Below are 12,508 nucleotides of genomic sequence, written 5' to 3'. Positions count from 1 at the left end.
CTGAAGGCCGCTCAGGCTTGCGAAGCGGCCCTCGGCCTGGCGCTGGCTTTCACGTCACGTCCCGCCCCGGCCGACATGGAGGCGGCCTCGCCGCGAGCCAAGCCGATCGTCGCGACGATCACCACGACGAGCGTCACCGCGAGGACAAACCACTCCCACCCGCCGGCTTCCAACGTCTCGGCGAGCACGACGATGCCGAGGATCCCACCCACCACGGGCTTCGCCACGATGATCGTCGGCAACGAGGCGGTGAGCGCGCCGGCCCGATAGGCCGATTGGTGATAGATCATGCCGGCGACCCCGCAGAACACTAGCGCGTACAGTTCGAAGGTCTGCCACACGTGGCCGGGCTGGTGTTCCAGGATGTCGACGACACCCTTCATCAGGACCGCGAACACTGCCAACAAGGTGCCGGCCACCGCCGCCAGCAGCAGCGCCGCAACCGGGCGATCCGCCCAGATGCGCGCGCCCAGCAGGCCCAGCAACAACAGCGGACCGATCACTACGGCGACCACGATCCAGATGTGCAGCGGCGCCCGCTGCTGGCCACCGGTCGGGTCTCCCACCGCAATCAGCACCGCCAGCGCCACCGCCAGCACCACCGCCCAGGACCACTCTCGGCGAGTGATCCGGTTCCCGGTCATGCGCGAGTAGATCGGCAGGGCGAACAGCAGCGCGGTCACCTGCAACGACATCACCAGCAACACCGAGCCCTTGTCGAGCGCGGCCGCCAGCAGCACGTAGCTGCCGATGTCCCCCAAACCGCCCAACCACCAACGCTTGTCGCGCAGCAACATGCCGAACAACGTCAGGTGGCCCACCCGTTTGTCCGTGACTTCCTGCGCGGAGCGCTGCCGCACCACGTTGCCGATCGCGGACGCCAGCGCCGCGCACAGGGCGAGAACGGCCGCCAGATGCGCATCGGACATGGCTTGACCTCCTCGCTGGGTGCGGTGGCGCTACCCGTCTAATCTAGCCATGACCCGGCCGTCCGGCGCGGGGAAGGTCCTTTAGCCAGCGAAGACGGCGTCACAACGGGAACTTCGTCCCGGTGAGCCGCTCGGACAGTTCCCACAGGGCGGTGGCGGTGCTCGTGCGCTTGGCCGGCCAGTTCCGCCACGTGGGCTGGGTGCGGCCGTACAGCCCGAAGCGCGGGCCGACGAAGGTGTCGCCCGGCAAATCCTGCGACGCCGCGTACAGCGTCTGGCGGGCGCCGAAGTCGGCATCGGTGGACACGATCCGGTCGACCGCCAGCACCGCCGCGTCGCCGAGTTTGCGGCCGGAGTTACCTTGCAGGTTCGTGTGCGACCAGCCGGGGTGGGCGGCCAAAGCCCGCAGCGACGTGGGGACGTCGTTCAGCCGCCGCTGCAGCTCCTTGGTGAACAACAGGTTGGCAAGCTTCGACTGGCTGTAGGCCAGCCAGGCCGAATACGGCCGGGACTCAAAGTTGAGGTCCTTGAGGCTGATATAGCCGAAGTGGTGCATCAGCGAGGACACCGTTACCACGCGGTCGGTCAGCTTGGGCAACAGCAGGTTGGTCAACGCGAAATGGCCGAGGTGGTTGGTGCCGATCTGGCCCTCGAAACCGTCGACGGTCACCGCGTGCTTGGTGGCCATGATGCCGGCGTTGTTGATCAGCACGTCCACCCTGTCGATGCCCTCGGCAAAGCGTCGCACCGAGGACAGGTCTTGCAGGTCGAGCGCACGCACCTCGGCCTTACCGGCCGCGGGGCCGGTCGCCGAGCCGGTGATGCGAGCGGCGGCCGCGTGGCCCTTATCGGTGTTACGGACGGCCAGGATGACGTGGCCACCCACCCGGACCAATTCGCGGGCGGTGATCTCGCCCAGCCCGGCGTTGGCACCGGTGATGACGATGGTCCGTCCGGCGAACGAGGGCAGCTGTGCTGCGGTCCAATCGGCCATGGCAGACACCCTAACTCCGCATTTGCGACCCCGGCTGGTGGGCCAAGCGCCGCTGCGGTGGCGGGCGGGAGCGATGTCGGTCACCGGGTGCGCCCAGGTATCGTGCCTGGGATGACCAGCGAAACCCCATCTGCCGCGGGAATCGCCGGATGCAGCTAGGCGTCATCGTCAATCCGAAAGCGCGAAACAATCGCTCCGCTTCCCGCGATCGCATCGCCGAACTGCGACGGATCGTCGGCCCCTGGGGCGAGGTGCACGAGACCAACTCGATCGAGGAATTGCGCGACACCATCGCGCAGCTCGCGCCACGGGTCACCCACCTGGTGGGCGACGGCGGCGACGGCGCTCTGCACTGGCTGGTCAACGAGGCCGAGCACTGCATCAGCGACCCACAACGCTGGCCCGCGTTCGTCCCGACCAACGGTGGCAGTGTCAACGCCGTCGCGCGCAAGGCCCGGGTGCGCGGGCGCCCGGAGGCGATCATCCGCGCGCTGACCGCGGCCGCCGAAACCGATCGGCCCCCACCCGAGGTGAACCTGGACACGTTGGTGCTCGACGGCGCGACCGCCGACGGCGCGGCGTTTCATCGGCTCTGCTTCGGGCTGGCCGCCGGCGGCGTCGGCAACCGTTTCTACGACCGGTATTACGACTCACCCGATCACGGCCGGCTGGCCGTCGCGCGAGTGATCGCTCGCAGCTTCGGCGACTACATCACCTCCAAGGTCGTCCCGAGCCGGGTGAGGACGCCGAACTACGCGTCCATCCTGTTCACCCCGACGCGCGCGCGCGTGGTGATCGACGGCGACGAGGTCCCGTCGCGCACGCACAGCCTGCTGCACGCGGGCGCGATCGACCTGCGCATCGGTGGCCCACTCCGGTTGTTCCCCAAGGCTTCCGAGCCCGGCGCGCTGCATTTTCAGGCCGGGTACCTGCGGCCGTCCAGGATCGTGGCGCAGCTTCCGACGGCCCTGACCAACGGCATGCTCCGCGGCGCCGGGCTGCGCGATGTCAACGGCCGCGAGATGGTCATCGAGGCCGAGGACGAGCCGTTGTCGCCGATCATCGACGGCGAACGTTTCCTTGGCATCGTCAAACTGGTGGCCCGTGCGGGCCCGCGCATCCGGATCGCCCAGCCCTCCTAGCCGAGCACGCAGACAGTCCGGCGGCGTGGTCGCGCCCCTCGGGCGCGGATGTAAATTTCGTTTTATGATTTGCATTCCCCCATTAGGCGTGACGAAGGTAATAGCTTTTTTACGCAAGGGAGCCCCTCGGCAACGGAATATAAAATGCGTGAATTCGTAGATACGCGATTCAGTATCTCAGCGGAAGATTACCGGTATTGCCTGGTCGAACGCGACTGAGATACTGAACTCCGTATGCGCGGAGATCAGCATTCGCGCATTCAAATTTGTCGGCTAAGTTCTACCTGTGAATGTGGTGTGTGAAAGCCATTAATGCTGCTCGACGCTTTGCTCAGCGTGCGTTCACGGCGCTACATTGGTATTCATATTCACGACGGAAGTCGTATTCGGGCAAATCAACCTGGAAGGGGGATCACTCCTACGATGGAGACGCTGATCGATTACCTGCAGATGTGGGAAGCGCAGAAGCCGGACCAGACCCTCTTCCGGTTCGTCGATGGCGAGGGCCGCGAACTCGAGCACTACACCTACCAGGCCTTCGCCGAACGCACCCGCGAGCTGGCCGCCTACCTGTCGAAGGAGGCCGGTCTCAAGTCGGGCGACCGTGCGCTGCTGGTCTACCCGCCCGGTTTGGAAATGATCGCGGCGCTGTATGCGTGCGCGCGCATCGGGGTGATCGCCGTTCCGGTCAGCCCGCCCTTGCCAATGTCCTTTGATGCGGGGCTGGCCAAGCTGAGCTTCGTCGCCCGTGATTGCCAGGCGTCGGCGGTGCTGTCGACGAAGCAGTTCGAGTACGACTTCCGCCTGCTGCTCGGCCAGCGCCGCGGCGAGCGGGTCTGGACGGACGAGTCGGACGCCGGCCTCCCGGAGCTGCCCTGGTTCGCGACCGACGGTGCCCAGGAGTTCGGCGGCGCCCCGGTGGCAGACACGCCGGGCGAGGTGCTCTTCCTGCAGTACACCTCTGGGTCGACCAGCAATCCGAAGGGTGTGATCGTCACCCACGCCAACGTCATCGCCAACGGCTCGGCCTTCACCGGCGACGTGGTGCTGGCCTCGTGGCTGCCGCAGCACCACGACATGGGCCTGATCTCGGCCTATATGTTCATCGTGCTGCTGGGTGGGTCCACCCACGCGATGTCGCCCCTGGACTTCCTCGCCCGGCCATCGTCGTGGCTGCGGCTCATCAGCGACGTGCGCGCCACTCACACCCCGGGACCGAACTTCGCGCTCGAATACTGCCTGCGCGAGGACAAGCTGCCCGCCGCCGAATTGGCCGGCGTCGACCTGAGCAGCCTCGAGTGCATCGTGGTGGGCGCAGAACCGCTGCGGGCCAACACTTTCGCCCGCTTCCGGCAGCGGTTCGCCGAGTACGGTCTGCGGCCCGAGGCGCTGACCGGCGCCTACGGCATGGCCGAATCCACTTTGATCGTGTCGATCCGCGGGCGCCAGACCATCGCGGTCAACAAGCGCGGGCTGGAGCGCAACGTCGCGCGCATCGAAAAGGCGCTGCCGGAAAACAGCAACCAGGTGGCCTTGGTCAGCTGCGGCAAGCCCATCGAGGAGACGCTGGTTCGCATCGTGGATCCGGAATCGCGCCGGGCGCTGCCGGAGGGGCGGGTCGGCGAGGTCTGGCTGGCCGGACCCTCCAAGGGCGCCGGCTACTGGAACCGCCCGGAGCTCACTGCGGAAATGTTCGGCGCCCACATCGCCGGCGATGACGAGCACGCCTACCTGCGCACCGGCGATCTCGGCTTCCTCTATGAGGGCGAGCTTTTCGTTTGCGGCCGCAGCAAGGACCTGATCATCGTCCGCGGTGTCAACTGCTACCCCTCCGACATCGAAGCGGTCGCCGAGCGCACGGCCACGCACGTCCGGAGTGGCTGCGTCGCCGCCTTCTCGGTCGAGCACGACGAGTCCGAAGCGCTGATCGTCGTCGCCGAGGTGCGAGACGAGCACAACCTTCCGGACGCCAAGTCCGTGGCCCGCGCGATCCGGCGGCACTGCCACATCGATCCGCACGCGATCGTCTTCGCGCCGCCGCGCAGCATCCCCAAGACCACGTCGGGGAAGATCCGGCGCGCCTCGACACGCCAGCTGTGGCTGGACGACAAGCTGCCCGCCTTCGCCACCTGGATCAACCAGTCGGCCAGCCGGACTCACGGCGAACTGGGTGCCGGTGCGGGTCCGCTGGAGCGCTTCGGAAACCTCATCGAGAGCTACGACCTCACCGGTGACGAGGACTGCTCGTTTGCCGATCTAGGCATCGACTCGCTGGCGCTGGCCGAACTCCGCACCGACCTGCAGGCCCTGCTGGAGGACAACGGCGCGGGGGAGCTGGCCGAAGAGGTCAACACCCGACTGCTCCAGCGGCTGACGGTGTCCGAATTCTTCGGACTGATAAGGCAATTCGGCGAGGGTTCCGGCCGGCCGCTCGACGCCCTGCGCCGGGCGCTGGGCAAGATTTCCGCCGAATACGAGGCCCACGAGGCCGCCCAGATGCGGGCCGACGCGGCACTACCGTTGCCGGAGCTGGCCCCCGCGCGGCCGGGTGAGCCCACCGACCTGTTGCTGACGGGCGCGACCGGCTTCCTCGGGCCGTTCCTGGTGAGCAGCCTGCTGTCGCGGACTTCCTACACGGTGCACGCACTGGTGCGCGCCACCGACCCCGCGCACGGCCTGGACCGCATCGTCGCGTCGCTGCGCCGCGCCCAGCTGTGGACCCCGGCGCTGGAAGCCGACGTCCGCGCACGGGTGCGCGTCATCTGCGGCGATCTCGCACAACCCGCGCTGGGCATCGGCGAGGCGGCCTTCCAGCAGCTGGCGCACGACGTCGACGCCGTCGTGCACAACGGCGCCCTGGTCAACTACGTGCGCACCTACGACGCCCTGCGGCCCGCCAACGTGGAGGGCACCCGCGAGCTGTTGCGGCTGGCGATGATCAACCACCGCAAGACCTTCCACCTCGTCTCCAGCACGTTCATCTACGGCTGGAGCACCGAGCCGGTGGTCGGGGAGTGGGATGCCAACGACAAGATGGCCGGCCTGGACTTCGGCTACTCGCAGACCAAGTGGGTCGGCGAACAGCTGGCGCTGGCCGCCCAGCGCAAGGGACTCGACGTTCGCATCTACCGGCCGTCGCTGATCTCGCCCACCCGGGCGGGCTTCGGCAGCCAGGACGACATCCTGGTTCGCCTGACGGCGTTCATGATCGAGCACGGCGTCGCCGTCAACGCGCTCAACCAGATCAGCCTGCTGCCGGCCGACTTGATCGCGGAACACATTGTGGCGCTGATGGGCCTGCCGGACGAGTCGGGCAGCGTCTTCAACATGACCGCGGACGACTACTACAACCTCACCGACGTCACCCGCATCCTGTCCGAACGCTACGGCTACCGCTTTGAGTACCACGACATCCCGTCGTTCACCGAGCAGCTCAACCGCCGCTGCACGCCGAACGACCAGATGTATCCGCTGGTCGATTTCCTCACCCGGTCCGCGGACAAGATCGCGGCGATGCGCGACAAGCGCTACGACAACACCCAGTACCGTCATCGGCGGGGCCTGGCACAGGTCCGCCTGCGCGAACCCGCCCTGACCGAGACGGTCGATCATCTGGTCCGGTTCTTGCGCAGCGAGCGCCTGATCACCGAGGTGGAGGACGAGGCACAACGCAGCGCCTAAGCGGTAACAGGCGAGACAGACGAAGGGGATGACGATGTTCACCGTCGATGACAAGGCAACGGGCCCCCATGACGCCTCGCTCGACCACGAGCGGATCGTCCTGCAGGCGCGTGACGTCGACTTCGACTGGTCGACGCTGCCGTTCTACTACGTGCCCAACGAACCTTTCACCACCCACTTCTGCAATGTGCTGCATCTGTTGCTGCCCGCGGGTGAGGAATTCATCGTCGACGCCTTCAAGGACACCCTGCCGCTGATCAAAGACGATCAGCTGCGCCGCGATGTGCAGGGGTTCATCAGCCAGGAGGCCATGCATTCCCAGGCGCACGCGGGGGTGCTCGGGCACTTCGCGGCCAAAGGCATTGACGTGACGCCGTTCACCGACCAAATGCGTTGGCTCTTCACCCAACTCATCGGTGACCGGCCGCGGTGGAGTAGCCGCCGGCGGCAGAGCTGGTTGCTCGAACGGGTGTCGATGGTCGCCGCCCTCGAGCACTACACCGCCATCCTCGGCGAATGGATTCTCGACACCCCGCAACACGACGCCATGGGCACCGATCCGGTGATGCTGGACCTGCTGCGCTGGCACGGCGCCGAGGAAGTCGAGCACAAGGCCGTCGCGTTCGACACCATGAAGCACTTGCGCGGCGGGTACTGGCGGCAGGTTCGCACCCAGCTGCTGATCACGCCGGCGCTGCTGTGGTTGTTCATCCGCGGTGTGCGGTTCATGTACTCGGTGGACCCCTACCTGCCGCCCGGCACCAAGCCACGCTGGCGCGACTACTTCCGCGCGGCGCGCCGCGGCTTGGTGCCCGGGCCGTTCGAGTTCCTCCGGGTCATCGGCGCCTACTACACACCGGGATTTCATCCGTCCCAGCTGGGCGGGGTGGGACGTGCCGTCGACTACCTGGCCCGTTCACCCGCCGCCCGCGCGTCGCACTGACGATGACGACCCAAGCGTCTCCCACCACGGTCGCCGCCTCCGACGGGGTGCGACTGGCGGTGCACGCCTACCCCGACATCGACCCGGGCCGTCCGACAGTCCTCGCCATCCACGGCTACCCCGATAACCATCACGTGTGGGACGGGGTCGCCGAAACGTTGGGCCGCCGGTTCAATTTCGTGGCCTACGACGTGCGCGGCGCCGGCGAATCGTCCAAGCCGACCAGGCAAGCGGGATACCGGTTCCCGCAGCTGGTTTCGGACATCGACGCGGTGATCGACAGCCTCGGAGTCGGCCAGGTGCATCTGCTTGCCCACGACTGGGGCTCGATCCAGGCCTGGGCGGCGGTGACCGACGACGCGGTGATGGACAAGGTCGCCTCGTTCACGTCGATCTCGGGCCCGCACCTGAACTACGCGGGCAGGTTTCTGCGGTCCGCGCGCTCGCCGCGTGGCGTCGTCGACGTGCTCAAGCAGGCGCTGGCCTCCAGCTACATCTGGTTCTTCCTGTGCCCCGGCGTGCCCGAGCTCGCGATCTGGTCGCGGGCGACCGTGGCGGTCTTTGCCGCGGTAGAACTCATCGGCCGGCCGCGCGGCGCCGAGCAGCGGCGCGCGGCGACCAGCCGCTCGATCCGCGACTACCTCAACGGGCTCAACCTGTACCGCGCCAACATGCCCAAACCGATGCTCGCGCCCGGGAAGCGGCTGCCGCAGACCACCGTTGCGGTGCAGGTGCTCGTCGCGCGCCGGGACTACTTCGTATTGTCGGCCCTGCAACGGTTTACCGGTTCCATCCCGGAGGGCGGCCGGGTCGTCCCCATCGAGGGCGGCCATTGGGTGGTCAGCGCATACCCCGAGGTGATCGCCCGGCTTACCGGAGAGTGGATCGACCTGATCGCCCAGTCGGCAGGCCGTCGCGGCATCGATTCGATGTGAGGATGATTGTGGCACAGACCATTTGGGACAGCATTCCGGCCGACCTCTACGGCCGCCGCAAACGTGACCGCATGTACACGGCGTTGTACGGGGTCGGCGCGCTGTTCGGCGGCCTGGCGTCGGCGTCGCGGTGGACGTCCTCGCGTGTGCAGCCCGTGCAGCGCACCACCACCGCGGTGGTGATCAACCGCGAGCTTCTCACCCCGGATGTGGTCGCGCTGACCCTGGCCGACCCGGCCGGTGGGTTGTTGCCGTTCTGGACACCCGGCGCGCACATCGACGTTCGGCTGCCATCGGGGCGTCGCCGGCAGTACTCGCTGTGCGGTCCGCCCGGCCGGCGCACCGAGTATCGCGTCGCGGTGCGCCGCATCGCCGGGGGCGGCGGCGGCTCGATCGAAATGCACGACACCGTCAAAGTGGGGGACAGGTTCGAGTTCGAGGGGCCCCGTAACGCGTTCTATCTCGTCACCGATGAGCGCGAGGTGCTGTTCGTGATCGGCGGCATCGGGGTGACACCGATTCTGCCCATGATCCAGACGGCCCAGCAGCGCGGAATCAATTGGCGCGCAGTGTATGCCGGGCGCAGCCGCGATCACATGCCGCTGCTGGACGAGGTGGTGGCGGTGGCACCGGACCGGGTGACGGTGTGGGCCGACGACGAGCGGGGCCGGATCCCCGCCGCGTCCGACTTGCTTGCCGGCGCGGGGCCGGCGACGGCCGTCTACGTTTGCGGCCCCGCCGCCATGCTGGAGGCGGTGCGCACCGCCCGCAACGAACACGCGAACGCGCCGCTGCACTACGAACGTTTCGGCCCACCACCGGTGGTCGACGGGGTGCCCTTCGAGCTGGAACTGGCCCGTTCGCAGCGGGTGCTGGAGGTGCCGGCGAACCGGTCGGCGCTGGACGTCATGCTCGACCGCGATTCGACCACCGCGTACTCCTGCCAGCAGGGGTTCTGCGGCACCTGCAAGGTGAAAGTGCTTGGCGGGCAAGTCGACCGCCGCGGGCGCACCGTGGAAGGTGACGACGAGATGCTGGTCTGCGTCTCCCGCGCGAAGTCCGGGCGCGTGGTAATCGACGCCTGAGCGCTCACATGCGCCGCAGCTGACCGGTGTGCGATGGCGGACTCGAGACCGCGTTGCGTACCGGGTCCAATTTCGGTGCCGGTGATCGCCGCCGCGATCGGGGTGGGCGCCGCGGCGGCGCTGCTCGTGCGCTCCGCGATATCTGAGCAGTCTTGCGGAACCGGGTCAACGGTCCGCTGCCGCGGGCCGCGCTAAAGCTCTCGTTGCATTTGCCTGATGCGTTTAGCCGATTGTCGAGCGGGTAGCTACTTCGCGCAGGGAGCGCGTTGTGACAGACCAGCATCGGTTAAGCAGAGGACGACGCGGAGGCGTGATGGTCGAGCAGGCCAAAGAGCCGGTCAGCGCGGTGTTGGCGGGGCCCTACGGGCATCCATTTCATCCCATCTTGGTAACGGTGCCCATTGGTGCTTGGGTAAGCAGCCTTGTGTTCGACACCGGCTCTCACGTTGTGGCTGTCCCTGGGTTCTTGGCGCAGGGCTCGGAATGGCTGATTGGCATAGGTGTCATCGGCGCTCTGCTCGCGGCAACGGTTGGATTATTAGACCTCCTGGCCATACCCAGCGGCACGCGGGCGTTTCGGGTGGCCCTCCTGCATATGACGCTCAACGCGGGCATCGTCATCGCCTACGCCGTCAACTTCCTCTGGCGCCACGGCAGCTACGGGCAACCCACCGCCGTCGGGCTTGGACCGCTGGTGCTATCGGCGGTCAGCCTTGCCCTGCTGGGAGCGTCAGGGTTTTTGGGCGGCATGTTGTCCTACCGCTACGGCGTACGCGTCGCGCGGGAGACCGACCAGACCGAAGCTTTCCGCTCATGAGTTCACCCACTCGCACAGGAAGGAACTCCAATGGGTATAGCCGCACTCGTGTTATGGATCCTCACCGCTGGCGGCGGCTTCTACATGCTCGCCAATTGGGTCAGCGGCGGCGGGCATCGCCGCGCCAGCGCGACCAGGTTTCCACCCGCCCTGATTTTCGGGCATTTCCTACTCGCTGCAGCCGGGTTAGTGCTTTGGATTATTTACCTGGCTGTCCACAAGCCGTCCGTCGGCTGGGTGGCGTTGATACTGCTGGCATTGGCCGCGGTGGGCGGCTTGACCATGTTTGCCCGATGGGCGCCCAGCTACCGTAGTCGGCAAGGCGCAGTAGCCCCTAGCGGCCGGCAGTCGGTCGCAGCCCGCGATGAGAACCCGCCCGAGCGGAACTTCCCGGTCGCCATAGTGGGGGCCCACGGTGTGCTGGCGGTGACGACGCTCGTCCTCGTGGTGCTCACCATGGCTGGCATCGGAGCCAGGTAGCAATTGCTGCTCAACGATGGCGGGTCGCCGGTTCTGATGTTGCGCGGCGCTGACCGGCCCTTGATCAGCAGCTGACGAAGTTGCGCCGGCTGGACAGGGAAGCATTTCGAGTTCTAAGGATCCCCGGTGACCCGGAGGTGAGCCGACAACAGCGCATGGTCAAAGGCTGACCTGTCAGAGATCGCCGCCACTGCGGCCATGCGCAGATCGGCGCCAATTTGTTCGGCCAGCCGACGCAGCTTGATGTTGGCATCTTGGGAAAGTGACTTGAGTACCCTGAACGCGACGTCTTCGTTGACGTCATAGATCACCATCAGCATGCCCTTGACCTGCTCGATGGCGGCGCGTTGTTGCGTGATCGCACCGAGCCTCGCGGTGATCGCCTCCTCGCGGGTGCGGTCTCCGACGGAGAGGTCGATATAGAAACCGTGGGTGCCGATCACCTTTCCGTCATCGTCGACAAACTGGCCGGCTATGACCACCACCGAATGCACCGCGCCTGCTGTATCAACGATGCGGTGTCGGCTGCTGAACACCCCGCGGGTCTGGGTGATGTGCTCGATGGTCGCGGCCACGGTTTCACGGTCATCGGGATGTTTGTGAGACACCACCAATTCGGTCGTCGGCGTGACTGTCCCTGGTTGGTAGCCATGCAACCGTTGAAGCTCTTCGGACCACTCCCAGCGCTGGTCATCAAAATAGTATCGGAACCACCCGATACTCTCTCGCGAGGCCATGGCGAGCGCTGCGGCCGCCACGTCAAGCCCCGTTCCCACGGCACCAAAGTCAGGGACCGTCGCGCTGTCGTGGCTTTGCTCCGTCGGTACGAGACCGGGCCGGAGGTATTCACGTTCTTTGCCGTCGTCGGCGCGTGGTCGTTGATGAACATCAGCGACCCGACTGTGTGGGGGCGTCGACTGACACCAGCGTTGCGCTGCCGAAGACGGGGCACCGCTGGTGCTCGCAAATTGGGTGTACCGCGCGGCGCGCCGAACCTGCTCGACGCCGATCAGATCACGTTGTCCGAATTCAGCCTGCAAAAGCCGGGGTTCTTCGCCCCGACCGGCGGGGGTCAGCTCGTCGATCAGTTGCGACATATGCCAACACTAAACCGCATCAACAGCACTCGGGCTTAGATGCAAATTTGATCCGGCGGCGGGTGCACTTAAAGGGACGAAGTCGAAGTTCGCTCACAGATACCCCAGGGTGTGAGGGCTGAACTACTAGGGTATGAACAGGTCAGGGCGGTACGAGAGTCCGGACTGTCGTGCCGTCTAGGGCGTGTCTGGCAAAGATTTTGGATGTTGTGCCCGAGGCTTGAGTCATGTCGCGGTTTCAGTTGCTCACCGATGCTCAGTGGTCGTTGATTGAAGATTTGCTTCCGACTCGGACAGGCAAGCGGGGCAGGCCCTTTCAGGATGCCCGCTCGATGGTCGAGGGCATTATTTATCGGTACCGGTGTGGGATCGCCTGGCGAGACGTGCCCGGGGCGTTCGGGCCGT

11 protein-coding genes are annotated in these 12,508 nt (G+C 66.5%); 8 read left to right on the top strand and 3 right to left on the bottom strand.

Features of this window, described 5'->3' with window-relative positions; translation table 11 throughout:
* Positions 1 to 11: 11 nt before the first annotated feature.
* Complete coding sequence (locus BST14_RS20995) at positions 12 to 929, bottom strand: DMT family transporter (RefSeq protein ID WP_083066288.1); 918 nt, start codon at positions 927 to 929, stop codon at positions 12 to 14.
* 100 nt (positions 930 to 1,029) lie between these two features.
* Positions 1,030 to 1,923 carry an oxidoreductase gene (locus BST14_RS20990; RefSeq protein WP_083066287.1) on the bottom strand — a complete coding sequence of 298 codons (894 nt, stop codon included), beginning with the start codon at positions 1,921 to 1,923 and terminating at the stop codon, positions 1,030 to 1,032.
* Between the two features lie 149 nt (positions 1,924 to 2,072).
* Here BST14_RS20990 and BST14_RS20985 point away from each other — a divergent pair, with 149 nt between their 5' ends.
* From BST14_RS20985 to BST14_RS20955, 7 genes are all read left to right on the top strand, one after another.
* Positions 2,073 to 3,065, top strand: a complete 993-nt coding sequence (locus BST14_RS20985) for a diacylglycerol/lipid kinase family protein (RefSeq protein ID WP_083066286.1) — start codon at positions 2,073 to 2,075, stop codon at positions 3,063 to 3,065.
* A 423-nt stretch (positions 3,066 to 3,488) separates the two neighbouring features.
* Entirely contained in the window at positions 3,489 to 6,746 is a 3,258-nt protein-coding gene (locus BST14_RS20980) for a thioester reductase domain-containing protein (protein WP_083066285.1), read from the top strand.
* 34 nt (positions 6,747 to 6,780) lie between these two features.
* Positions 6,781 to 7,689, top strand: coding sequence for a metal-dependent hydrolase (locus BST14_RS20975; RefSeq protein ID WP_083066294.1), 909 nt, complete (start codon positions 6,781 to 6,783; stop codon positions 7,687 to 7,689).
* Between the two features lie 2 nt (positions 7,690 to 7,691).
* Positions 7,692 to 8,624 carry an alpha/beta fold hydrolase gene (locus BST14_RS20970; RefSeq protein WP_083066284.1) on the top strand — a complete coding sequence of 311 codons (933 nt, stop codon included), beginning with the start codon at positions 7,692 to 7,694 and terminating at the stop codon, positions 8,622 to 8,624.
* Between the two features lie 2 nt (positions 8,625 to 8,626).
* Complete coding sequence (locus tag BST14_RS20965) at positions 8,627 to 9,709, top strand: PDR/VanB family oxidoreductase (RefSeq protein ID WP_083066283.1); 1,083 nt, start codon at positions 8,627 to 8,629, stop codon at positions 9,707 to 9,709.
* A gap of 313 nt (positions 9,710 to 10,022) precedes the next feature.
* Entirely contained in the window at positions 10,023 to 10,526 is a 504-nt protein-coding gene (locus tag BST14_RS20960; protein ID WP_083066293.1) for a DUF2231 domain-containing protein, read from the top strand.
* 30 nt (positions 10,527 to 10,556) lie between these two features.
* Positions 10,557 to 11,006, top strand: a complete 450-nt coding sequence (locus tag BST14_RS20955; protein WP_083066282.1) for a hypothetical protein — start codon at positions 10,557 to 10,559, stop codon at positions 11,004 to 11,006.
* A 113-nt stretch (positions 11,007 to 11,119) separates the two neighbouring features.
* Here the strand turns inward: BST14_RS20955 and BST14_RS32685 are convergent, their stop codons facing one another.
* Positions 11,120 to 11,743, bottom strand: coding sequence for a PAS and ANTAR domain-containing protein (locus BST14_RS32685; protein ID WP_083066292.1), 624 nt, complete (start codon positions 11,741 to 11,743; stop codon positions 11,120 to 11,122).
* Positions 11,744 to 12,330: 587 nt separating this feature from the next.
* Here BST14_RS32685 and BST14_RS31725 point away from each other — a divergent pair.
* Positions 12,331 to 12,508, top strand: a 178-nt coding sequence (locus tag BST14_RS31725; protein ID WP_142279208.1) for a transposase, incomplete at its 3' end; no start/stop codon positions are given.

The sequence above is a fragment of the Mycobacterium arosiense ATCC BAA-1401 = DSM 45069 genome (assembly GCF_002086125.1).
Classification (GTDB): Bacteria; Actinomycetota; Actinomycetes; order Mycobacteriales; family Mycobacteriaceae; genus Mycobacterium; species Mycobacterium arosiense.
This window is presented reverse-complemented; position numbering and strand designations above follow the sequence as displayed.

Excerpts from the sequence above, each read along its gene's own strand:
- BST14_RS32685 (WP_083066292.1), bottom strand. The coding sequence starts at position 11,743 with ATGGCCTCGCGAGAGAGTATCGGGTGGTTCCGATACTATTTTGATGAC.
- BST14_RS20965 (WP_083066283.1), top strand. The coding sequence starts at position 8,627 with ATGATTGTGGCACAGACCATTTGGGACAGCATTCCGGCCGACCTCTAC.
- BST14_RS20960 (WP_083066293.1), top strand. The coding sequence starts at position 10,023 with ATGGTCGAGCAGGCCAAAGAGCCGGTCAGCGCGGTGTTGGCGGGGCCC.
- BST14_RS20975 (WP_083066294.1), top strand. The coding sequence starts at position 6,781 with ATGTTCACCGTCGATGACAAGGCAACGGGCCCCCATGACGCCTCGCTC.
- BST14_RS20955 (WP_083066282.1), top strand. The coding sequence starts at position 10,557 with ATGGGTATAGCCGCACTCGTGTTATGGATCCTCACCGCTGGCGGCGGC.
- BST14_RS20985 (WP_083066286.1), top strand. The coding sequence starts at position 2,073 with ATGCAGCTAGGCGTCATCGTCAATCCGAAAGCGCGAAACAATCGCTCC.
- BST14_RS20970 (WP_083066284.1), top strand. The coding sequence starts at position 7,692 with ATGACGACCCAAGCGTCTCCCACCACGGTCGCCGCCTCCGACGGGGTG.
- BST14_RS20990 (WP_083066287.1), bottom strand. The coding sequence starts at position 1,923 with ATGGCCGATTGGACCGCAGCACAGCTGCCCTCGTTCGCCGGACGGACC.
- BST14_RS20980 (WP_083066285.1), top strand. The coding sequence starts at position 3,489 with ATGGAGACGCTGATCGATTACCTGCAGATGTGGGAAGCGCAGAAGCCG.
- BST14_RS20995 (WP_083066288.1), bottom strand. The coding sequence starts at position 929 with ATGTCCGATGCGCATCTGGCGGCCGTTCTCGCCCTGTGCGCGGCGCTG.